Genomic DNA, 23,311 nt, shown 5'->3' with positions numbered 1-23,311 from the left:
TTTATTCAGCGTAAAATTTTGTAAAGTGTCGACACAAAGACCAAAAAAAGAGGCAAAAATGATGTCTTACCGTACCGAATACCAAAAATCCGTCGACAATGCTGCCGAATTCTGGGCCGATAAGGCGCGCAAGCTGGCCTGGTTCAAGCAACCAACCCAGGTCTTAACTGAACATCAGGGACAATATCAATGGTTTGCCGATGGCGAACTTAATACCAGTTATCTGGCATTGGATTATCATGTTGAACAGGGGCGCGGTGAGCAAACAGCGCTGTTTTATGATTCACCGGTAACGAACAGCAAACGCCGCTACAGCTACCGGGAGTTGCGCGACGAAGTGGCAAAATTTGCTGGCGTATTAAAAGCGCAAGGTGTTGGCAAAGGCGATCGGGTTGTCATTTATATGCCGATGGTGCCGGAGGCCGCCATCGCCATGCTGGCAACGGCACGTTTAGGTGCCATTCATTCCGTGGTATTTGGTGGTTTTGCGCCGCATGAGCTGGCGGTGCGGATTGACGATGCCAGTCCAAAGGTAGTGGTAAGTGCATCCTGTGGTATCGAAGTAAACCGCATCATCAGCTATAAACCGTTACTGGACAGTGCACTGGAAAAAGCCAGTCATCAGCCCGAGCGCTGCATTATTTTACAGCGGCCACAACAAACTGCGACGCTGCTAGCCGGACGAGATTTAGATTGGCACAGCGCCATGCAACAAGCCGCGCCTGCCGAGCCGGTGGCGGTAAAAGGGAATGATCCGCTGTATATTCTGTACACCTCCGGGACCACCGGTAAGCCCAAGGGGGTGGTACGTGATAATGGCGGCTATGCCGTGGCGCTGCACTACAGCATGCAAGCGATTTACAATATCAAACCGGGCGAAGTATTTTGGACTGCATCCGATGTCGGTTGGGTAGTTGGCCACTCTTATATCGTTTATGCGCCATTGCTGGCTGGTTGCACCACAATTTTATATGAAGGCAAACCGGTGTTTACACCCGATGCCGGTGCCTTCTGGCGGGTTTGTGCCGAATATGGCGTTAAAGCCATTTTCGCAGCACCTACTGCATTTCGTGCGATCCGCAAAGAAGATCCGCATGCCGAATTAATGAAACAGCATGACCTGAGTAAACTCGAAACCATCTTTATGGCTGGCGAGCGCTTAGATCCGCCAACTTATCACTGGGTCTGTGAGGTATCTGGCAAACCGGTGATTGATCACTGGTGGCAAACCGAGACCGGTTGGGCTATTTGTGCCAATTTAGCCGGTATCGAATTATTGCCCGCCAAAGCCGGTTCCGCCACCCGGCCAGTACCGGGCTATAACCTACAAATCCTGAATGACGAAGGTCAGCCGGTTGCCGCCAACCAACATGGCAATATCGCCATTAAATTGCCACTGCCACCCGGCTGTCTAAGTACTATCTGGGGCAATCCGGACCGCTTTTTCGCGGGCTATCTGAGCCAGTTTCCGGGCTACTATGCCACCGGTGATGGCGGTTATCTGGATGAAGACGGTTATTTATTTGTGATGGGCCGCACCGATGATGTGATTAACGTCGCAGGGCACCGTTTATCTACCGGTGAAATGGAAGAAATTATCGCCTCGCATCCAGCCGTGGCCGAATGCTGCGTAATTGGTTTGCCAGATGAGCTAAAAGGCCAGCAACCGGTTGGTTTTGTGCTGCTGAAAAACGGTGTCACCACTGATGCCGAAACGGTACAAAACGAACTGGTAGCCCTGGTGCGGCAAGAAATCGGCGCCGTAGCCTGCTTCAAACGCGCGCTGGTGGTACCACGCTTACCGAAAACCCGCTCCGGTAAAATCTTACGTAAACTGCTGAGGCAAATCGGCGAAGGCGAAAATTACCAAATTCCTTCGACTATCGATGACCCGGCTAGCCTGCCCGAGCTAGAAGCCCTAATGAAAAAACACGGCTTAGCCTGAGTTATCCACCTCTCCGGTACCGGTAGGAGGTCTGAGATCGGACCGGTACCGGAGTCGTGTGGATAATTCGTAAGTTTTTATTTATTGAACATGTTCAGGGAATTGCTGCCGGCGAATACTAGCAAAAGATTTGCGACATAAATAAAAGGTAATTGGCCGGGTAATCAACGGATACAACACCACTAATAACGCCACATAACCGGCTATGGCCCAGCCCTCAGCTCGAGCTATTAGAATAAACAATACTGATAAAATAATTAACTTAATGATATTAAGCGTAATTTTTGTTGGTGCCGGCAAACGGTCGGCGGCAGCGCGAATCACCTGCATCCGCTGCGAAAAATTCAATCCCTGCAGCTCGGGAATACTCTGGCTATTAAAATAGATCATAAACTCCACCTATAAACGCAAAATACCTCGTTACAACTGGTAAGACCGGTACCGGAGACCTGTGGATAAACTGGTCGGGCCGGTACCGGAGACCTGTGGATAGTTAATAGACGAAGGGGGAGCGAACTTCGGTAATATCAATTAGCTTAACCGGGCGGTTAAGCGGTTGTCCGCCGTCGCGACCAATGGGTACCCAAGGGATACGACCACGGCCCTTCGATGGCCTTACCGAGAATAAATCAAAGGGTATCGATAAATAGAACCCTTTGGTAAAGCTACCCTCACCATAATCTGCCGCCGATGCATCCGTAATGGCTGCATAAGCGCCTACCACCATACCGCTGTCAAAGCGTTTGGCGAAATCCACATTTACCCCTTTATCCTTTGCCAAAAATTGGCCAATGTTAAAGGTTAAGCGGGTATCCGGTAAAAATTCCGGTTGCCAATACAGATTGACATGGCCGGTTAACACCTTGTAATCAAAGAAGCCAAATTCATTTTCATATGAACGCTGACGCACATAGTTTAAATCGAAACCCACAGCAAAATTGCTATCTACCGGCCGATACAACAACTCAGTACCCACACCACCAAACATGGTTTCAAGGTAACCGCCATAAGCCTGCGCAAACCATGAAGGTGCAATTTCCTGCTGCCAGTGACCATAAACGTTATCAACGGTAAACTTACTGCGCGTTACATACTCACGCACATAAGTACGTACCCGCGGCAAATTAGATTCCAGGGCATCCACTTTAAAATTAAAGTTGTCGAAGTTTTCCAGTACGGTCAGCTTTGCCGTACCATTAACGCTAAACTGATTATTGAAGCGATAGCCACCGCCCAAAAATACGCCGCCCTGATACATATAAAAGCTTTCCGGATTACCAAAAGACTGGATCCAGAAAGTTTCTATACCGGTATAAAAACCACGGTCGTCGGTCAGTTTCACCAAGCTCAGCGCCTCAGGGTCTGGCTGCTGCCTAACATAGGTAGAGCGGATATCCGGCTGCAATACATCATATGATGCCGCCGCAACAAAAGCATCTACATCGATAACTTTCTCCAGCTGCGGCATACTGGCAGCATACTCAACCACTCTGATGGTTTTGATTTGCGACGGTAATTGGCGAACAATTGCCCGGCCAATACGCTCGGTTAGTTCTACGTCATCGCGATATGCCAGCGAAATACCATGGATAATAAATTCATCTTCCTGTACCGAAATACTCTTCGGTAAAAAGTGTGCATTGTTATACAGGTTATGGGTAAGCACATTAAAATTGATATTGGCCGGAATTTGCGCGCGGTCGGCATTTTCAATTGGTAACATCGCCGGTTTAATTTTTACCTGCTTAGCAGTATGCATATTAAACGCATAATGCACACCGAAACCAAAGGTATTACCGCGCTGATAATTGATATCGAAGGTAAAATCCTGCCATTGATAATTGGCACCTAAGTTCCAGCGACTGTCCTGGGGTAACTCGCCAGCGAAGTCACGGGAATAATTGTTACCCTCGTATTCCAGTTTCAGGCTTAGCGGCTGCCAGGGCGTTTGATATACTACTCCACCAAAAACCGACGCTGACCCCTTAAAAAACTTTTTATACTCGATCTTACCGCCTTGCCCACTAAACTCGCCGGGGCGTTCGCAAAAGCTGTCACGCACCTCACAAAAGGGGTTAGTAATATTACCGGCAGCCCCCAGATAGCCCCACCCCATGCCTAAGTGAAAATCGAAATCCCCGACGCGTTTACTAAAGTTAACAAATTCACTTTCAAGTAAGCCGGTACCACCAAAATCCCTAAAGCCCACAGACATCTCAGGCAAATACTGGCTTTCTTGCCATAGCCGAAATTTAACATCCAGCCCTTTATCTTTATAACTCTGATCACCACTGAATCCCTCGGAATCGCTATACAAACGGGTACGCACGTCGGTATAACGGGCAGTAGCTTCCATCCACGGAAAAAGCTGAATACTTACCGACCAAAAACGGTATTCCTGGTTATCAGTATAGTTAAGCGACACATTGCCTTCTTCAGCCATGCGAGCGGTCGGGGTTTGCCATAGACCAACACCACCATGCACACCTTGCGTTACTGAAACCGGGGCTTGCTGCCAGGTAGTAGGTAACTGTTCTGCCAAAGCAGAAGCTGGCATACATAACAAGGCCAGCACCGAACGTTTAAAAATAGGAGTAGTTCCTTGCATCAGTACATCCTATGCACAGCCAGCGCGGGGATCTGCTGGTTTAACTTAGAGAAATCTGCCGAAAACCAGCCTTGAGCAAAAGGTACATATACCATAGCGCCAGGCATTAATTCGATATGTTGTTTATTCCAGGATTGAACGCCAGCTTTTAACACAACGCCATCTGGCTGAATAATGGTTACCTGCTCTTTATCTGCATCCGGTAATAACGCCAAATCGTTAAGATAATCACGTACAGCAGCCGCACCTCGATGCTCCATCGTCACACTCTGCCGCAGGGCACCAAAAAAATGCACCTCGGCAGGCCGCTCCGTTAATAGCAAAAGGTATTCTCCAGCCTCAAAACGTGGATTAAGTGCAATATTCGCCCTGGCTAAATCGTAATCAATACGAATAGGAATACGCTGCCCTAACTGCCAACCCGACAGCTCATTTTGCAACGCGGCTAAGGCAGGCAATAAGTTATCGTCTGCCTGCCCGGTTAAAGTTTGCAGCTGTTGTATAATTTGCTGCCGCTGCAAAGCGGGCTGGTTATTTAATACAAACAGCTTACTGGCTGGCCAGTACCACTGTTGGCTCAGTGCCTGAGGCGCCAATACCTCATCCAATCTGGGGCGCTCAGTAAAACTGTAGCTTTTTTGGTTAATTTTAACCGTCACCGTTGCGCTATTTACTGCCGTTGGTATTAGCATTGCTGGCAGCAACAACGTCATTAAAAGGAATTTGAAATTCATGTCGCATCCTCTGGTATTACCACACCAGTTCGCTGTAAATGGCGCACAACCTCACTAATAAAGATCAATTGCAAGGGCGCCATACCTGGTGCCAACTGTTGCTGGCTTTGTAATACGGCTCCGGTTGTGGCGTCCAGCCAAAAAACATTTTGCCAGCTACCATCAAAGCGCCAATAACTTGAAGGGTTATCATAATGCAGGGTTTCAACTACTTTTGTAACCGCAATCTGCTGATTAAAAAAGGTTAAATAATGCCCTGCCTGGCTCTGAAAATCAGAGCGAATAACATAACCGTACTCACCATTTTGCCAATCAGCGCTACGTAACCAGCTGGCACCAGCCTGGTCTGCTGCTTTTAACGGGTCCGAAAATCTATTGCTAAGGTGCAACAAATCATTAGCTAAACCACTGGTTCGCACAATACGCCCGCGCTCTGTTACCAACAACTCTTTAGTCGCCGAAATCCATTTATATTGGTTTTGCTCAATATACATTAAGCCCAAAGCCGCCTGCGGTTGGTCACCAGATCGAACATAAAGAAAATCGTTAGGAGCCTCCAGCAATGTCTTATAAGAAAGATTTACATCTTGCTTTGATGCCAGCGCAACCTGAAACATATCAATATAACTTTTATAGGTACCCGAGCAGGCTGGTAAAAACAGCCCTATTGCAATGAGCACACTAAGCCGAAAACCAGCCATAGCCACTGTATCTCCGTAAAAAAACGAAAAAAAAGCCGCCTATTGGCGGCTTTTAATATTATCAAGCTTAGTTAACTAGAGTAACAATAGCTGGGTAAGTAGTAACAACTGGCACTGTGATGGTGCTGGTGGCGGTACCGGTACCGGTAACAGTTACGGTTACGCCATTGTTAGTACAAACACCGGCAACTGGTACGCCATCACCTTCGTTACAAATTAACGTAAATTCTGGATCCGTAGGATCAGTTGGTATTACCGGATTATTCTGCGAGTTTGACACAATAGCTGCAGCAACTGCAGCGGTTACGCCAATTGCTGTCAACGATGCAACTGTAATAGAACCGAAAGTTGCAGTGGCACTTCCACCCGCACCTTCTTGTTGTGCCTGTGCACCGAAAGTCATTGTCAGCGCCAAGGCTGCAACAGCTAATTTTTTCATCGTTCTTCCCTCTTTTAATGAACTGTTAAACTGCGACAAGATTAACTTAATTTGTGCCCTTTAGCAACCAAACACGGTTGACATAAATTCATCTTTAGCCAAAAAATCAGGCAATTTGTTGTTCGCTTGCAGCTGCAGGCGTAACCACGGGTGGCATTTTATCTTTTGCCAGCACCGCAAATTGTTTTACCGTTTCTAAGGCACAGGCTGCATTTACCACCAAATCACTGGTGGCATTACTATAATTAAACTCTGTTGGAGCACTGCGGATCAGCTCAATAATGTCTTCAACGGCAAATTGCTCACAGGCCCTGTCTAAACGCTGCAATAAATGCAACATTTCTGGCCAGGTTAAACATACTTCGTCTGCAGCCATAATACGGCTATGATCGGTTTTACGCACATTGTTGCCGACTAACAGCTCTTCATACAGTTTTTCACCTGGCCGTAAACCGCTGTATTTAATTTCAATATCACCGTGCGGATGCTCTTCATCGCGCACTTCTAACCCCATCAGGTGCACCATACGACGAGCTAAATCGGCTATTCTTACCGGTTCGCCCATATCCAGTACGAAAACATCACCGCCTTTACCCATAGCACCGGCCTGAATAACCAACTGCGAGGCTTCTGGTATGGTCATAAAGTACCGAATAATATCTTTATGGGTAACAGTAATTGGGCCACCTTTACGAATTTGTTCGCGAAACAGCGGTACAACGGAACCAGACGACCCCAATACGTTGCCAAAGCGTACCATACAAAAACGGGTTCGGCTTTGATGCTGTGCCAAGCCCTGCAACACCAGCTCAGCCAAGCGCTTCGACGCCCCCATGACATTAGTGGGCCGCACCGCTTTGTCAGTAGATATTAGTACAAAGGTTTCTACCCCAGCCTTTATAGCCGCTTCGGCGGTATACCAGGTGCCGAACACATTATTGCGCACGCCTTCAACCACATTATACTCAACTAAAGGCACATGCTTATAAGCCGCGGCATGATAAACCGTATGCACACCAAAGGTGCGCATTACCGTTTCTAAACGACTTTGGCGCTGCACCGTGCCCATTACCGGCACTAAATTAACATCCAAGCCCTCGTTGCAGATAATTTGTTTCAGCTCGCGTTCGATGGCATACAACGAGTATTCAGACAGTTCGAATAATACCAAGGTAGTAGGTTCGCAATGAATAATCTGCCGGCACAATTCGGCACCTATAGAGCCACCGGCGCCAGTTACCATCACCACTTTGCCCTTGATATTGGCATGCAACAGCTTCTTCTTCGGCGCTACCGGGTCACGGCCTAACAAGTCTTCAATTTTAACGTCTTGCAGCTCGTCAATACGCATACTGCCGTCAACTAAATCACTCATACCGGGAATGGATAACACCGGAATCGGCAGCTCTTCCAGTTTGTCTAATACTTCACGGCGCCGGGAGCGACTGGCTGAAGGCATCGCCAACAAAATACGGCCGATATTACGTTGTTTAACAATACCAGCGATATTGTCCGGGCTGCTTACCGGAATACCCAAAATGGTAGAACGCTGTAAGGTGGTATCATCATCGACAAACATCACCGGATGATACTGTTCACCGTTAATCAATGCCTGAGCCAATTGCCGGCCAGATGAACCGGCACCGTAAATAAGTACCCGGGTTTTGTGGCTGTTATTATTGGGCCTAAGCAATAATCGTGCGCCCAAACGCACCCCGCCTGAGGTAACCAATGCCAGCAAAGCATACACCACCACCAGATTGGTTTTGTCGTGCACACCTAATACCGCGAACAATAGCGCTAATATCACGCCACTACCTATGATGCCAAAAATAACAGCACCTAAGGCATGTTGCCCAACATAGCGAATTACGGCGCGATACAAACCCAGCTTAGTAAAAATCAGTAAGGTAAGCGGCAACGTTATAACAAACGCCAGCACCATAAGCTGAAATTGGCTAACATCACCATTTTGGGTAAGCACAAAAGACAACAGCAACGACATGGTTAAAAACAACGAATCTATTACTACTGAAATTATGCGCTTAGCCGAACGCGGCAGCGCCAGCAACCATGCAAGCATTTTTTTACTCCATCGCACCGGTTTCAGTTACCGGCACCAAACACAACAAATTAGCGTGCAAGTATAGCAGCAAAGCAAGGCTATTTCATTACCCGCAACGAAACACTGAGCCCTAAGCCCTCAACATTCAACATTCAACATTCAACATTCAACATTCAACATTCTAACCCCCCAGCTGTTTGACCAACCACTCCTTAAAAGCCGGGCCTAAATTCTTATCGCGCAACCCAAACTCAACAAAGGCTTGCATATAGCCGAGCTTATTACCGCAGTCATGGCTTCGGCCGATAATGTGGTAGGCATTAACAGGTTGTTCCTTCATCAAAATAGCTATAGCATCGGTAAGCTGAATTTCATCCCCTGCACCTAAAGGCGTATACTCCAAAGCTTCCCAGATATCCGGTGTAAAGACATAGCGACCCACTACTGATAAATTTGATGGTGCCTCTTCCTGTCTTGGTTTTTCAACTATAGCCGTCATACTAGCCGAGCCACCTGCGGCTAAAGCATGACCTTGAACATCAGCTACCCCGTAGCTAGACACATTTTGCATCGGCACTGGCTCTACCATTACCTGACTAACACCTGTATCGGTAAAAAGCTTAGCCATATGCGCCAGGTTATCGCGCTTTAAATCGCTGTCGTAACCATCAATTAACACATCAGGTAAAACCACAGCAAAGGGCACATCCCCAACCAGAGGGCGAGCACAAAGCACCGCGTGGCCCAGCCCTTTAGCCTGCCCCTGACGCACGTGCATAATAGTCACATCCTTCGGGCAGATATTCTGCACTTCGTCTAATAGCTGGCGCTTTACCCGCTTTTCCAACATAGATTCCAGTTCAAAACTGATATCAAAATGGTTTTCAATGCTATTTTTGGATGAGTGCGTAACCAGCACAATTTCTTTTATGCCAGCCGCAATACACTCTTGCACCACATACTGAATAAGAGGTTTATCCACAACCGGCAGCATTTCCTTTGGAATAGCTTTAGTAGCAGGCAACATCCTGGTTCCCAAACCCGCCACAGGAATCACCGCTTTACGCACAACATTATTTGCCATTATCAATCCTTGCTTTACTCAAAATTCAACATTCAACACTCAACATTCAACATTGTAATACCCACGATACCAGTCCACAAACCGCTGCATCCCCTCCTCAATCGGAGTTGCCGGTTTAAAGCCTACCGCAGCTTGTAAATCATCAATATCGGCATAGGTTGCCGGCACATCACCAGCCTGCATGGGTAAAAATTGCTTTACCGCTGTTTTACCCGTGGCCTTTTCAATGGCTTCAATAAAGGTCATTAACTTAACCGGCTGGTTATTGCCTATATTAAACACCTTATAAGGCGCAAAACTGCTGCTGGCATCGCTACCGTCCCAATCAGCATTTGGCTTAGGCGGTAACGCCTGAATACGCACTACACCTTCAACAATATCATCGATATAAGTAAAATCGCGCAACATCTGGCCATGGTTAAACACCTTAATTGGCTCGCCGGCTAAAATGGCTTTTGTAAATAAAAACGGCGCCATATCGGGGCGTCCCCAAGGGCCATATACCGTAAAGAAGCGTAACCCTGTAGTAGGAATACCGTATAAGTGGCTATATGAATGGGCGATTAACTCGTTGGCTTTTTTAGTAGCGGCATAAAGGGAAACCGGGTGGTCTACCCGGTCGCCGGTACTAAAGGGCATTTTACTGTTCATGCCATAAACCGAACTGGATGAGGCATAAACCAAGTGCTCAATATTGTGCCGACGACACCCCTCCAAAATGGTCAAAGTACCAATCAGGTTGCTGTCGGCATAGGCCATAGGGTTTTGCAGCGAATACCGCACCCCTGCCTGAGCGCCCAGGTGAATAACCCGCTGAAACTGCTCGCGCGCAAACAAGGCGGCAATACCATCGCGATCGGCCAAATCTAACTGCTCAAAGCGAAAGCCTGGATGATCTTGAAGTTGTGACAGCCGATCACGCTTAAGTTGTACCGGATAATAATCATTTAGGTTATCAAGGCCTACAACCTGATAACCGAGTGCCAACAAACGCTGGCAAACATAAAAGCCAATAAAACCTGCCGCCCCGGTAACCAGAAATTTCATAGCGGTTCCCTACGCCGGATTCCGAACAGAATCACCACGACCGATAGCATAGTAGGTAAAACCACGAAGCGCTAAGCGCTTTGGTTCGAACAGATTACGGCCATCAAAAATTACCGGTTGCTTTAATTGCGCTTTAATCAGCTCAAAATCGGGGGCGCGGAATTGTTGCCACTCAGTACAAATTACCAGCGCATCCGCACCTTTTAACGCGGCCTCTTTGGTGCCAACCAGCGTTAAATCATCGCGCACGCCATAGATACGCTGCGTTTCTTCCATCGCTTCCGGATCATAAGCCTGAACTTTAGCACCCGCCTGCCACATCTCTTCCATTAACACACGGCTACTGGCTTCCCGCATATCATCAGTGTTTGGTTTAAAGCTAAGGCCCCAGATTGCGATAGTTTTACCGGCAAGATCGCCTGCAAAATGCTGTTTAAGTAATTCTGGTAATTTAAATTTCTGTTTGTTGTTAACCGCTTCAACCGCCTGCAACACCCTTGGTGTATAGCCCATTTGTTCAGATGAGCGAATCAATGCCTGCACATCTTTGGGGAAGCACGAACCACCGTAGCCACAACCCGGATAAATAAAATGGTAACCAATACGGGGATCCGAGCCTATGCCTTTTCGCACCGCCTCGATATCCGCGCCAAGTAATTCGGCGAGATTCGCCATTTCATTCATAAAAGAGATTTTTGTCGCCAGCATACAGTTAGCAGCGTACTTGGTTAGTTCGGCCGAACGCACATCCATAAAAATCATCTTATCGTGATTACGGTTGAACGGCTCGTATAGCTCCCGCATAAGATCTTTTGGCCGATCATCATAAGTGCCAACGATAATCCGGTCCGGACGCATACAGTCATTTACTGCCGCGCCTTCTTTTAAAAATTCGGGGTTAGAAACCACGTCAAAATTAATGGCTTGCTCACGCTGCGCCAGCACTGAAGCAATGGTTGCTTTAACTTTGTCGGCCGTACCAACAGGTACCGTGGATTTATCGATAATCACCTTAGGTGACTGCATATAAGTAGCGATAGTTTTTGCCACTGCCAACACATACTGTAAATCGGCAGAGCCATCTTCATCGGGTGGCGTGCCCACGGCGATAAATTGCACGTCGCCATGCAGCACACCAGCCTGAGCGTCGGTAGTAAAATTGAGATAACCACTGGCAAAATGCTTTTCAACAAGGGGCGTAAGGCCAGGCTCATAAATAGGGATGATGCCTTTCTTCAGATTCTCAACCCGCTCGGCGTTCACATCGACACAAAGCACCTGATGCCCCACCTCGGCCAATACCGCCGCCTGCACCAGACCAACATAACCAATACCGAATACTGTGACTTTCATAGAATCCCTTTTATAGTGTTGAATTATGAGTGCTTAGTTTTTAGTTAAGAGCACCATCTAACGCAAAAACTCAACACTAAAAACTTAACACTCACCACTCTCACTCAGCAATCACCACTTTATCCGCATAAGCAGCCAGAGCTGATTGCAGAGCTTTCTTCGCAGAAACATCACCATGCACAATCCGCACTTGCTGTGGCCGTTTGCGCATACCTTTTATAAAGCGAATTAACCCTTGCTGGTCAGCATGGGCAGAATAGCCGCTTAATGTTAACACTTCTGCCTTAATATCAATACGCTGGCCATCAATAGTAACATAACCACCGCGCGGGCCATATTGCTGAATTGCCGCACCCAGGGTACCACGCGCTTGATAACCGACAAATACTACCTGATGCACAGGATCACCCAACATAGCCTTCAGGTAATTTACCACTCTTCCGCCCTCACACATACCACTGGCGGCAATAACGATAGCAGGTTTACGGGTACTGCTAAGCAAATTTACCGCCGCCAGATGTTCTGCGTGGCTATCAATAGTATACAGCTGGCTAAAATTTAGCGGGTGGCGACCTTCCCGCAAGCGTTTTATTGCTTCGTCATCCCAGCATGCTGCCAGTTGTTGGTAAGCCACATTAAATTTAGCGGCCAAAGGTGAATCTACAATGACTGTCAGTTCATCCCAGCGTAAATGCTGGTGAATTTTTTTGTCACGTAACCGATGAATTAACGTTTCCAGCTCGTATAGTAACTCCTGAGTACGACCAATGCTAAAAGCCGGAAACAACACAGTGCCGTTATCCTGCAACGAATGCAGTAATACTTGCTCTAAACGCTTAATCCTATCCCGCCGGTTATCGTGCAACTTGTCACCATAGGTGCTTTCAATTACCACAACATCAGCAGCATAAGGCGGTTTTGGCGCGGGCAATAAGGGGGAATATGGCGCTCCTAAGTCACCGGAAAACACAGTGATAAAGGGTTTAGCTGCAACCTGGTGTTTAATTTCAACGTAAGCCGAGCCTAAAATATGCCCGGCTTTTTGCAAACGAAACTGTGGTGTAAGCTCAGCATACCCAACAGGCAGCGGCAACCAAGTATTAAACTTACAAGGCACAATTTGCCGCCCCACCGCTCTTAGAAAACCAGCAATAAGTTGCTCGTCACGGGTTACGCCGTAAGCGTAACGCCAACCACACATTCCAATCCTAACTGATCAACTTTACCCTGTCTGCCATTATCAACTGCCAGGGTAATCATCATGCACCGTACCAAAGAACAATGGCTGGCCTTGTTTGCCGAGCAAGCCCAAAGTGGCCTCACCCAAACTGAATTTGCAAAACGTCAGGGCATCATTCCTACATATTTTAGTTATCGCAAGCGTCAGTTGCTGGCGTTTCAGGATGATGACGGTGGCTTTGTTGAGCTGACGCCACAGGGTTTGCAGCTGAATCAATCCATTTTACTCCGTAAGCGTGATGTGGAATTGCAGTTTCCAGCCGGCACCGATGCGCTGTGGTTAGCGGCCTTGCTAAGAGCGCTCTGACCATGAAAATGTTCCTCGATGTGCCCAAGGTCTATTTGCATAAACAGCCAGTCGACTTTCGCAAATCCATTAATGGCTTATCCTTGCTAGTCGAGCAAGAGATGCAGCTCTCGCCATTTAGCGGCGCACTGTTTGTGTTTTGTAATCAGCAGCGTACCCGGTTAAAAGTGCTGTACTGGGATAGCACCGGCTTTTGCCTGTGGTACAAAAGGCTTGAAAAAGACAAGTTCCGCTGGCCACGGCAGATGCCAGGCAAAATCCTGTCTATTAGCGAGCAGCAATGGCATTGGCTGTTGCAAGGTGTCGATATTCAAAAAATCACCGCCCATCAGCCACTGCATTACCAAAGCGTGGGCTGATATGACGATCGGCTATAAATCCTTATGATCGCATCCAAAACAATCTAAATCTTACCAAGCACTTAGCTAAATTGGCCGTTATAATGGCGGCCATGAAAAAGATACCAGACACCTTACCTGATGACGTTGCACTGCTCAAGAAAATGCTGCTTGAGCAGACTGCCCTGCTTGCTAAGCATGAGAAAAAACTCACGCAGAAAGATAAACGCATCGCCAAATTAGAGCGGGTTAACCAGCAGCTGTCGGACAAGTTGCAGCAGTTGCTGGAGCGTTACAACCTGAAGAAGTACCAGAAATTTAGCCCCAGCAGTGAAACCTATGAAGGTGAAGGCGAGGTGTTAAATGAGGCCGAACAGCTTATTGAAGACGAGTCAGTAGCGACAGAGCCAGATACTCAGACGACCGAGAGCGCTAAGAAAGCTGCTAAGCCACGCCGCCCACGGATTGCCCCTGAGCTGCCGCGCGTTGATGTTATACATGACATTGACGATAAAACTTGTACCTGCTGCGGCCATGCGCTACATCAAATGGGTGAGGAAGTCAGTGAGCAAATCGAGTTCGTACCGGCACAAATCCGGGTGCTTAGAAACGTGCGGCTCAAATACAGCTGCCGGCAGTGTGAGACCAATGGCACGAAGGTCGACATTAAGATTGCCGATGTGCCACCGGCGGTTATCCCTAAGAGCATGACCACACCGAGTCTGCTTGCCCAAATCATCAGCAGCAAAATGCACTATGGCTTACCGCTGTACCGTCAGGAGCAGTTGTTTAATCAGGCCGGTATTGAGCTTAGCCGTCAAACGATGAGTCGTTGGCTAATAACCTGCGCAGAGAAACTGAAACCGCTACTGGCGTTAATGAAAGCTGAGCTTCTGAAACAGCCGGTGCTGTGGGCAGATGAAACCACGGTTAATGTGCTGGATGTTGAGAAAAGCACCTGCTACATGTGGGTATATGGCTGTGGCTTAGAAAAAAGTACCGGCCCCAAACTGGTACTGTTTGATTATCAGGATAGCCGCAGCAGCAAACATCCCACCGACTTCCTGGCGGGGTTTAGCGGTTACCTGCAGGTTGATGGTTATGCCGGATATGAGAAAACCCACGCAACCTTAGTCGGATGCTGGGCACATGCCAGACGTAAGTTCGTCGAAGCCCAAAAAGCGCAGGGCAAAGGCAAAACGGGTAAGGCGGATGTAGCCCTTAACCACATCCAGAAACTCTATGCACTGGAGAGTAAATTAAAAACCGTGCCGCCTGATAAGAAGTATGAAGCCAGGCAAACGCTAGCCAAGCCACTGTTGGAGCAATTTAAAAGCTGGTTGGATAAATCAAGCGAGAGTGTCACGAAAGAAGGTTTACTGGGAGCGGCTATCACGTATAGCCTGAATCAGTGGCCCAAGCTTGTCCGCTATCTGGATGATGGTAGACTTAATATTGACAACAACCGTGCTGAGCGCGCCGTCAAACCGTTTGTGATTGGTCGCAAGGCGTGGTTGTTCGCTAATACCAAGACGGGAGCACAAGCCAGTGCGGCACTGTACAGCCTGGTCGAGACCTCAAAAATCAACGGACTGGAGCCGTATGATTACCTATGCCGCTTATTAACCGAGCTACCCAAAGCCAATACCCAAGAGAAACTACAGCAACTCCTGCCTTACTGATCACCAGCCACACCGCAAGGTGTGGTTGGCGTTACGCTTACGTTACGCCCACCTTAAGGGCGTCTTCAAGTACTAAAGGTAATAGATGAGCTGAGGCTTCCGAACAATAAATCGGGCCAGAAAAACCAGCTGCTAACAAATACGTAACGCGACCAACATGGTCGATATGGACATGCGTAACGATAAGGGCGCGGATATGGGAAATGGGAAAATTGATAGCTAGGTTGGCTTTGTTGCCGCTACCCTGTTCGTCGCCCTGAAACAGACCGCAGTCGATTAATACAGCGTAATCAGGGGATAATTGATACTCATGACACGAACCAGTAACACCGTCGACTGCTCCGTGATGAATGATACGAGGTGGGAAAGTAAACTTTGACATCCTTGTCTCCGCTTTATTACAAAAAAGTTAAAACACAATAATAGTTCAACTTTTAACAGCGTAAGCAATCATCTCCGCCATTTTCCGGCAAAGCTCTGCATCCACCGCTTCCACCATTACCCGAATAAGCGGTTCGGTGCCGGATTTACGCAGTAACACCCGGCCGCTATCGGCTAATTGGTGCTCTGCAGCGCTTACTGCTTGTTTAACAGCATCAGATTGCAGTATTGCAGCGGCATCGCCTTCTACCCGCACGTTAATCAGCACTTGCGGCAGCTTTTGCATACCCAGCTTAAATTCAGCCAGTGGTTTGCCGCTTTGCAGCATCGCAGCCAATACCTGTAACGCAGCTACAATGGCATCGCCGGTGCTTACTTTATCCAGCAATAAAATATGACCGGAGTTCTCGCCGCCAATCACCCAATTATGAGCTTTTAGCTGCTCCAGCACATAGCGGTCGCCTACTTTGGCCCTGACAAAAGGAATCTCCAGCGCCTTTAACGCCAGCTCCAATCCCAGGTTAGCCATTTGGGTGCCTACTACACCACCTTGTAAGGTGCCATTTTGTTTAGCAGTGCTGGCCAGCATATACAGAATTTCATCGCCATCGACCACCACTCCATTATGGTCAACTAACATAATGCGATCGGCATCACCGTCAAGTGCCAGGCCTAAATGTGCTTGTTGTGCTACAACAGCAGCGGCCAGACTGTCGAGGTGGGTAGCGCCACAATGGGCGTTAATATTAATACCATCCGGCTTGTCGTGAATGGCTACTACCTCGCCGCCCAGCTCGCGAAATACTGCTGGCGCCACCTTATAGGCAGCACCGTTTGCACAATCCACCACAATTTTCAGGCCAGCGAGACTTAAGCTATTAGGGAAAGTGCCTTTACAAAACTCAATATAACGGCCGGGCGCATCATCAATACGGCGCGCCTTACCCAGTTTTTCACTACTGGCGTAATCAATACCATATTGTAAAGCATGCTCCAGCAAGGCTTCTATTTCGGCCTCTTGCTGGTCGGTAAGCTTGGTACCGCTGTTGGAGAAAAACTTAATGCCGTTATCATAATAGGGATTATGCGAAGCACTGATCACTACCCCGGCATCGGCACGGAAAGTAGAAGTTAAATAGGCTACCGCCGGCGTAGGCAAAGGGCCGGCTAAAGCAATATTCACCCCAGCAGCCGACAAACCGGCTTCCAGGGCCGATTCCAGCATATAACCACTGGCACGGGTATCTTTACCAATTAATACTTCCTTGGTGCCGGCGGCGCCAAGTACTTTACCGGCAGCCCACCCCAGCTTCATGGCAAAATCTGCCGTCATCGGAAAGGTACCAACCTTACCGCGTACACCATCGGTACCGAAATATTGGCGTTTCAAAAACTAAACTCCGTTTATTAACTTCTTTTAATAATCTTCAGAATGGTGCCGAGAATGATCCTGATGTCAGTAAGCACACCATGATTATCGACATACTCAACGTAATAGCGCTGCTTTATCGGCAAAATATGGTCAATATATGCTTGACGGGGTTCTGGATACTTCGACAGAATTTCATTTTCATCCACCATTTCAATTGATGCGCGATCAGTGATTCCCGGCCGGACGGAAAGAACCTTTGCTTTAATATCGTCGGGATAGCAGTCAATAAACTCCTGAACCTCTGGTCGCGGCCCAACTAAGCTCATGTTACCGATCAAGACATCAATCAGTTGCGGTAACTCGTCAAGCTTGGTTTTACGTAACAAATGACCTGAGCGTGTAATACGACTATCGCGCCCAACAGTTAAACGGCCGCCTTGCTCAGCGTTAACGCGCATGGTTCGGAACTTGTGAATGCGAAATGGGATACCAAAACGCCCCACTCTTACCTGCCGAAAAAACACCGGGCCTGGCGAATCAAGTTTAATCCAAATAGCTATCAACACCAGTACAGGCAACAGCGCGGCCAACCCCAAGGCCGCGCAAAGTAAATCAAACAACCGCTTAAGCATTCAGCAATACCTGTTTTACCGCAGCAATAACCCGCAACTGATCTTCGCTGGTCATCTTGGTATACAGGGGTAACGACACTTCCTGTTCGAATATTCGTTGTGCAACAGGGAACATCTCTGGCGTTAGATTATAGGTATCGCGCCAGTATGGGTGTAGGTGCAGTGGAATAAAATGGACTGAACAACCTATTCCCAGCTCTGCCATTTTTTCGATAAAGCGTGCACGTTCAATTCCCGCTTCCGGCTTTATTTTTACCGGGAATAAATGCCAGGCATGCACATCATCACCAGTCGCCGCGGACGGCATTTCCAGAGGTAAATCTTTAAAGGCGTCAAAGTAAACACGAGCCATCTGCTCGCGCTTTTCCTGAAATGCAGGCAAACGCTTAAGCTGATGAATGCCAATTGCAGCCGCGATATCCGGCATATTGTATTTAAAGCCCGGGGCAATAACCTCATAAAACCAAGCTGGTTTTGTTGAAACATAGCGATCAAAAGCATCACGGCTAATACCATGTAAACGCATAACTTTACAACGTTTCGCCAGCTCTGGGTGGCGTGTCACCACCATACCGCCTTCACCGGTGGTCATAGTTTTATTGGCATAAAAACTAAAAACCGTAATATCACTGTCTAATGCGCCAACCATTTCACCCTGATAGCGGGTTGGAAGTGCATGAGCCGCATCTTCAATAACCTTGATGTTGTACCGCTTTGCGAGCGCAATAATGGGAGCCATATCACAAGCCAGACCAGCAAAGTGAACCGGCATAACGGCTTTCGTTTTGTCAGTTATAGCTGCAGAAAAGGTAGCAGCAGTCATATTAAAAGTGTTAGCATCTACATCTACCAAAACAGGCGTAGCGCCCAAATAGCGTACAATCTCGGCAGTCGCGGTAAAAGTATAAGTTGGTACAATTACTTCATCACCGGGGCCAACGCCAACGGCTTCGAGTGCCAGATGCAAACCAGAAGTAGCTGAATTTACGGCGATCGACTCCAGCGTAGTATCACCTAAAAACGCACTAAAATCTGCTTCAAACTGTTTAGCTTTCGGGCCGGTAGTAATCCAGCCAGATCGTAAAGAATGCGCAACCTCATTGATTTCCTCTTCACCGATTTCAGGTAACGCAAAAGGAAGAAATTTATTTTCTGACATAAAGCCTCAAAACATTAAAGATGTTTAATTAAACGCAACATTTGCCGGCCATCTGGTTGAGTAAATTCACTTTCAACCTTGTAACCAGCTTTAGTATAAAAGCATACTACACTCTCATTACCAAACTTATCTGTCGTCAGATACAAGCAACTACCATTCACTAACCTCACTTGTTGCTCAAAATCAGCCAGAAGCACTTTACCAATTGACTTACCACTCATCTCTGGCAACACGCCTATACTACTTAATAAAGCTGAAGATAATAGCTCAGCAGGCTTATCACCTTTGTAAAACAGTGCATAATAGAGTTTACGTAACACTTTAACAGGATGTTTTAAAACACCAGGAAACGCAGCCACTAAAAAAGAAAACCATCTCTTCTTTCTTAATGCAGAAAAAAATAAATCGGGAGCAGATGTACCTGCAGTAAAACCCACAATGTTATTTTCACTATCGGTAACGACCCTAAAAATACCTGACTTTTCTAGCAAAAAGGCTGTGTATAACCTTCGAAGGAAATCTTCACCAAGCATAGTTAAGAAAAAACCGTCAAAAGCCTTGATATGAACTATAACAACAGAATCGATATCACTTTCTTTTGCTGCCCGTATTAACATTTATTTCAAAGCTCCTTGTAAAAACGTAAAGCCGACATTGAAAACTGCCTTGGATACTAGCGCTCAGTCGAGACACAATCAGAGTATACTGACAGCATTTTCTCAAGTACTGAAACTGAAGTAAAATCTCGTATTTTCTCCTGATTATAACGTGACATGCTATCAGACTTTATCGGATCAGACATTAGCTCATTTATTTTATTTGCTAATGTTGATACGTCGTCCGGTTCAACTAGAAAGCCACCTTTACCGTCATCGATCAAATCACTAACGCCACGAATATTACTCGCAATAACGGGCAAACCGCTTAGCATTGCCTCCATAACCGAAACAGGAAGTCCCTCTTGATACGAGGGAAAAACAAAAACATCAGACAATGCTACTATCTGGTCTATGTCGTTCCTATATCCCATAAAATTTACAATATCATCAAGCCCTAGATCTCTGACAACTTTTTTCAACGAACTCTCTAGTACACCTCTACCACAAAGAAGTACTTTTAAATTATCCCTAGGATTCAGAATAGATATTGCTTTTATCAAAGAAATATGATTTTTTCTAGATATAAACTCACCAACACACAGTATTACAAACTGAGTTTGTTTTAGCCCTAGTTGGGCTCTACTTAACATGGGAACAACATTAAATCTGCTTTCGTCAACACCGACTCCTGGTACATAAACTGTTTTCTTAGAACTCAGCCTCGACTTTGCGACCATAAAGTCTTCGTTGTTAATGGTAATTAGACAATCAGTCAGAAATGAAAGGATCCATTCCACTGGGAAATAAATCAGCCAAGAGGTAAAACTAGAGCCACGGTAAAAATGAAATCCGTGCGCCGTATAAATTACTTTAATACTAGGATTAAACAACTTTACTAATCTCCCGACAACACCACCAATAGGAGAATGGCAGTGAATAATATCGACTTTATTGATTCTAGTGAACTTCAAGACGTTCCAGAGTGCTAATATATTTCTTATATCAAAAGGGCTTCTTTTTATGTCGACATGATGAATAGGAATATCAATTTTTTTAATTCTAAGATCTTCATCTCCATCGCAATTTGCAATACCACATACGTTATAGCCCAGCTTTCTCAGCGCCAAAATATTATTAGACTCAAACAAATAAAACTGTCTAATCACAGAAGACAATATAAGAACATTCATGATATAACCATATTAAAATAAATTATTCACGAGCAAGTTAAGTTTCAAAGGATTCAAAACCACTTACACAACATTAAAAAATTCACACCTAAAATAATAACAAAGTATCAACCATTAAACCTAAAAACTTAATAAGTCAAAACACTAAATCGTTTGCAAAATACCGTCATTTATATAAATATAAAATTAAGTATAAAGTTCACATAAAAAAGCTAAGAAGTAACTTCTTTTACTAACTCTCTTACCTTGTATTGCCAAGATAGCGTTTCTTTAGGGAAAGATATTGCTTCGTTACGAATTGATTCATGCCATGAAACAATACAGTCAAAGTCAAAACAGTCGTCTTGACAGTCAACTTTCTTCCACACAGTTCCTTCATAGCACTGTAAATCTTGATCTACCGTTGCAGAAATAAAAGGCTTGGCAAGCAACACATACTCTTTAGACTTAAGAGTTGAAGATACTTCAAAACCAATACGGTCTAACGCTAGACTGTCCACTCCGAGATGCGAGTTATTTATAATAGCAAGTGTATCCTTTTTACTTTTATTGCCATGTAAAATAAAGCTCACCTTTTGGTTGTAGAGGCTCTGGATGTCACCAAGAAGTTGGTCAGATACGAAACCGACTAGATTAACAACAATTGGCTTTTCACCGTGGTAATTTTTCAATGACGAAATCAGCCTGTCAAGGCCATGCCAAGACTTAAACTCAGAGGCAACAAAGACAACTTGCAACGAATCGTTATTAGTTAATGAGCCAGCTATACTTTCCTTTGATGAAACAACATCGGTGTCTGATAAAGAAATACCATTAGAAAAAACAATATATTTACCCAAGCCAGAAAATCTTGATTTCTGATGGCTGGATATCTGACTAGTTACCGACAAATGCCCCAAACATTTCTTTAAAAATAATGGCGCAAAAAGTAATTCAGAGAAATACTGCACATGTTTAAATAAAAAAGGGAAACCCGCTTTTTTAATTTCGTTAAGCTCTATTGAGTGATGCTCAAAATAGACCTTACCTAGCTCTTTTCGGAAGAGTAGAGCAGAAAAATCAAATAGCGGATATCGCAAAAAGACGTAGTCATAGCAACTAAAATCGATAAGGCTTTTTATTAAATAGAACCGTGCTATCCTAGCAAAACGGGCCATTGGTAGATTATCATAATTTATATATATCACCCCATTTATTACGCCATCAAACTCTCGATTCAAAACATATACATCCACATTATTGTCATTAAAGTGAGATGAAAATTGTTCGATTTTGTTTTTCACACCGGACATTCTTCCTTTAGAAAAAATGAGCGATACATGAGCACCTTTCTTCAACATAAGCTTACCTAAGAAAAATTAAATGAGAGTTACTCATTAAAGAAAAAACTATACGGAATAAAAGTATACCTATACTCCACTGAACTAACGCCATTTACTCTGGCTACATTGCTCTGTTCCATAACAACCGAATGAACGGCAGGCACTGTGATGGAAAGTACAAAGACAGAACTGAATACGACCTTGCTAAACTGTTTCTTAAATCCAAGCTGATCATTCGCTATCAGAAACAGAATGAAAAAACCTAACAGTGTATAAAGTCGGTAAAATATATCGACATATAGGATACCTAAAACGGAAATTACTAAAAGACTGTTATACGCTAACATTTTCAAAGAAATCTTCATCCGCAGCATGGAAAGCGCTAGATAAGATAAAAAAGGTGAAATAAAAAGAACTAACGCGACCCCACCCAGAGATATTTTGCTATCTTTCTCATGGAAATATAGAGCAACCTTAATTAAAAAATAATCAAAAATAGCAAAAAATAAGAGTGTAGCAGTTAAGGTTAAGGCGACAACCACTTTCCAGTTAAGCATATTTTTATAGATAACCCAAATAGGGATTAAGAGCAAAATTGAAAAGTGATTTAACAAAGCCAACACCAAAAAAATCACGCTTCTTCTAGTTGAATTTTGCTGCAACGAATAGATAAAAATTAAAACAGCAAGACCAACCCGAATAGTGTTAAGGTGAAACTGTAAATAGAATACCAAAACATACACCAAAATAAAAAAGAATGGATATCTAACCCTAACCAAAACAAGATAAAGGAAAACACTTTGCAAAAAAGAATACACTATTAAAACCAGTTGATAGTCGTCACTAAAAAATGAACAGACTTTCATTAGTAATATAAAAGCTGGCTCGAATCTAAAGCCAAAAACGGGGTAATTTTCTTGTAGGTAGACCATGTAAATATCTGCGTATACTGCAGTGTCAGATCCTACACTCCCTCTAAATCCAGCTATAAAGAATAAATAAATTAGAATACAAATAAAGAAAATAGAGTTCAATCTATCATTTTTTATAGATGCAATTTTAAACAATAGTATAATAAGCACGCAAAGCAAGTAAATAAGCATATAAAATTAAG

The 23,311-nt window shown here is 45.4% G+C and carries 21 protein-coding genes and 1 pseudogene; 4 read left to right on the top strand and 18 right to left on the bottom strand.

Annotated elements, in window-relative coordinates:
• The first annotated feature begins 25 nt into the window (after positions 1 to 25).
• Positions 26 to 1,945, top strand: a complete 1,920-nt coding sequence (locus AAY72_RS06400) for a propionyl-CoA synthetase (protein ID WP_255355834.1) — start codon at positions 26 to 28, stop codon at positions 1,943 to 1,945.
• 81 nt (positions 1,946 to 2,026) lie between these two features.
• Here AAY72_RS06400 and AAY72_RS06395 read toward each other — a convergent pair whose 3' ends face one another.
• The 10 genes from AAY72_RS06395 to AAY72_RS06350 form a co-directional block, all read right to left on the bottom strand.
• Positions 2,027 to 2,335, bottom strand: a complete 309-nt coding sequence (locus tag AAY72_RS06395) for a DUF6170 family protein (RefSeq protein WP_057786164.1) — start codon at positions 2,333 to 2,335, stop codon at positions 2,027 to 2,029.
• A 103-nt stretch (positions 2,336 to 2,438) separates the two neighbouring features.
• Positions 2,439 to 4,553: a YjbH domain-containing protein gene (locus AAY72_RS06390; protein ID WP_082628953.1), complete on the bottom strand. Its 2,115-nt coding sequence runs from the start codon at positions 4,551 to 4,553 to the stop codon at positions 2,439 to 2,441.
• Positions 4,553 to 5,287: a capsule biosynthesis GfcC family protein gene (locus AAY72_RS06385; protein ID WP_057786162.1), complete on the bottom strand. Its 735-nt coding sequence runs from the start codon at positions 5,285 to 5,287 to the stop codon at positions 4,553 to 4,555. The genes AAY72_RS06390 and AAY72_RS06385 overlap by 1 nt, the downstream gene beginning before the upstream one ends.
• Positions 5,284 to 5,988 carry a YjbF family lipoprotein gene (locus AAY72_RS06380; RefSeq protein ID WP_057786160.1) on the bottom strand — a complete coding sequence of 235 codons (705 nt, stop codon included), beginning with the start codon at positions 5,986 to 5,988 and terminating at the stop codon, positions 5,284 to 5,286. The genes AAY72_RS06385 and AAY72_RS06380 overlap by 4 nt, the downstream gene beginning before the upstream one ends.
• Before the next feature lie 67 nt (positions 5,989 to 6,055).
• Positions 6,056 to 6,427 carry a hypothetical protein gene (locus tag AAY72_RS06375; protein ID WP_057786158.1) on the bottom strand — a complete coding sequence of 124 codons (372 nt, stop codon included), beginning with the start codon at positions 6,425 to 6,427 and terminating at the stop codon, positions 6,056 to 6,058.
• 106 nt (positions 6,428 to 6,533) lie between these two features.
• On the bottom strand, positions 6,534 to 8,510 hold the full coding sequence (locus AAY72_RS06370; RefSeq protein WP_057786156.1) for a nucleoside-diphosphate sugar epimerase/dehydratase: 1,977 nt from the start codon (positions 8,508 to 8,510) through the stop codon (positions 6,534 to 6,536).
• Between the two features lie 163 nt (positions 8,511 to 8,673).
• On the bottom strand, positions 8,674 to 9,576 hold the full coding sequence (gene galU / locus AAY72_RS06365; protein WP_057786154.1) for a UTP--glucose-1-phosphate uridylyltransferase GalU: 903 nt from the start codon (positions 9,574 to 9,576) through the stop codon (positions 8,674 to 8,676).
• Between the two features lie 39 nt (positions 9,577 to 9,615).
• The gene (locus AAY72_RS06360; protein ID WP_057786152.1) at positions 9,616 to 10,623 is read right to left on the bottom strand and encodes an NAD-dependent epimerase; all 1,008 of its coding nucleotides are present in this window, start codon (positions 10,621 to 10,623) and stop codon (positions 9,616 to 9,618) included.
• A 9-nt stretch (positions 10,624 to 10,632) separates the two neighbouring features.
• On the bottom strand, positions 10,633 to 11,976 hold the full coding sequence (locus tag AAY72_RS06355) for a UDP-glucose/GDP-mannose dehydrogenase family protein (protein ID WP_057786150.1): 1,344 nt from the start codon (positions 11,974 to 11,976) through the stop codon (positions 10,633 to 10,635).
• Between the two features lie 100 nt (positions 11,977 to 12,076).
• Positions 12,077 to 13,177, bottom strand: coding sequence for an MBL fold metallo-hydrolase (locus AAY72_RS06350; protein ID WP_231728916.1), 1,101 nt, complete (start codon positions 13,175 to 13,177; stop codon positions 12,077 to 12,079).
• Positions 13,178 to 13,237: 60 nt separating this feature from the next.
• Here AAY72_RS06350 and AAY72_RS06345 point away from each other — a divergent pair, with 60 nt between their 5' ends.
• The 3 genes from AAY72_RS06345 to AAY72_RS06335 all read left to right on the top strand — a co-directional run bounded on the left by AAY72_RS06345 (position 13,238) and on the right by AAY72_RS06335 (position 15,542).
• Complete coding sequence (locus tag AAY72_RS06345; protein ID WP_008609959.1) at positions 13,238 to 13,522, top strand: hypothetical protein; 285 nt, start codon at positions 13,238 to 13,240, stop codon at positions 13,520 to 13,522.
• A 2-nt stretch (positions 13,523 to 13,524) separates the two neighbouring features.
• The gene (gene tnpB / locus AAY72_RS06340) at positions 13,525 to 13,881 is read left to right on the top strand and encodes an IS66 family insertion sequence element accessory protein TnpB (protein ID WP_057786146.1); all 357 of its coding nucleotides are present in this window, start codon (positions 13,525 to 13,527) and stop codon (positions 13,879 to 13,881) included.
• Between the two features lie 92 nt (positions 13,882 to 13,973).
• A complete protein-coding gene (locus AAY72_RS06335; protein WP_057786195.1) occupies positions 13,974 to 15,542 on the top strand; it encodes an IS66 family transposase in 1,569 nt (522 codons plus the stop codon).
• Positions 15,543 to 15,582: 40 nt separating this feature from the next.
• On the opposite strand, the pseudogene AAY72_RS06330 reads toward AAY72_RS06335, so the two are convergent.
• The 8 genes and pseudogenes from AAY72_RS06330 to AAY72_RS06295 all read right to left on the bottom strand — a co-directional run.
• A pseudogene (locus AAY72_RS06330) lies at positions 15,583 to 15,924 on the bottom strand (MBL fold metallo-hydrolase); the annotation flags it as partial.
• A gap of 45 nt (positions 15,925 to 15,969) precedes the next feature.
• On the bottom strand, positions 15,970 to 17,313 hold the full coding sequence (gene glmM, locus AAY72_RS06325) for a phosphoglucosamine mutase (RefSeq protein WP_057786142.1): 1,344 nt from the start codon (positions 17,311 to 17,313) through the stop codon (positions 15,970 to 15,972).
• Between the two features lie 17 nt (positions 17,314 to 17,330).
• A complete protein-coding gene (locus tag AAY72_RS06320; protein ID WP_057786140.1) occupies positions 17,331 to 17,927 on the bottom strand; it encodes a sugar transferase in 597 nt (198 codons plus the stop codon).
• On the bottom strand, positions 17,920 to 19,086 hold the full coding sequence (locus tag AAY72_RS06315) for a DegT/DnrJ/EryC1/StrS aminotransferase family protein (protein WP_057786137.1): 1,167 nt from the start codon (positions 19,084 to 19,086) through the stop codon (positions 17,920 to 17,922). Before AAY72_RS06315 ends, AAY72_RS06320 begins: the two co-directional genes overlap by 8 nt.
• A gap of 14 nt (positions 19,087 to 19,100) precedes the next feature.
• Positions 19,101 to 19,703 (bottom strand): N-acetyltransferase, encoded by a 603-nt coding sequence (locus tag AAY72_RS06310; protein ID WP_057786135.1) that lies wholly within the window; start codon positions 19,701 to 19,703, stop codon positions 19,101 to 19,103.
• A 56-nt stretch (positions 19,704 to 19,759) separates the two neighbouring features.
• Complete coding sequence (locus tag AAY72_RS06305; protein ID WP_057786133.1) at positions 19,760 to 20,875, bottom strand: glycosyltransferase family 4 protein; 1,116 nt, start codon at positions 20,873 to 20,875, stop codon at positions 19,760 to 19,762.
• 212 nt (positions 20,876 to 21,087) lie between these two features.
• The gene (locus tag AAY72_RS06300) at positions 21,088 to 22,215 is read right to left on the bottom strand and encodes a hypothetical protein (RefSeq protein ID WP_057786131.1); all 1,128 of its coding nucleotides are present in this window, start codon (positions 22,213 to 22,215) and stop codon (positions 21,088 to 21,090) included.
• 29 nt (positions 22,216 to 22,244) lie between these two features.
• Complete coding sequence (locus AAY72_RS06295; RefSeq protein WP_057786129.1) at positions 22,245 to 23,300, bottom strand: EpsG family protein; 1,056 nt, start codon at positions 23,298 to 23,300, stop codon at positions 22,245 to 22,247.
• Positions 23,301 to 23,311: the final 11 nt, after the last annotated feature.

It is taken from the genome of Alishewanella sp. WH16-1, from assembly GCF_001441695.1.
In the GTDB taxonomy this organism is placed as follows: domain Bacteria; phylum Pseudomonadota; class Gammaproteobacteria; order Enterobacterales; family Alteromonadaceae; genus Alishewanella; species Alishewanella agri.
The sequence above is the reverse complement of the archived record's forward strand: the minus strand, read 5'-3'. Positions and strand labels throughout refer to the sequence as shown.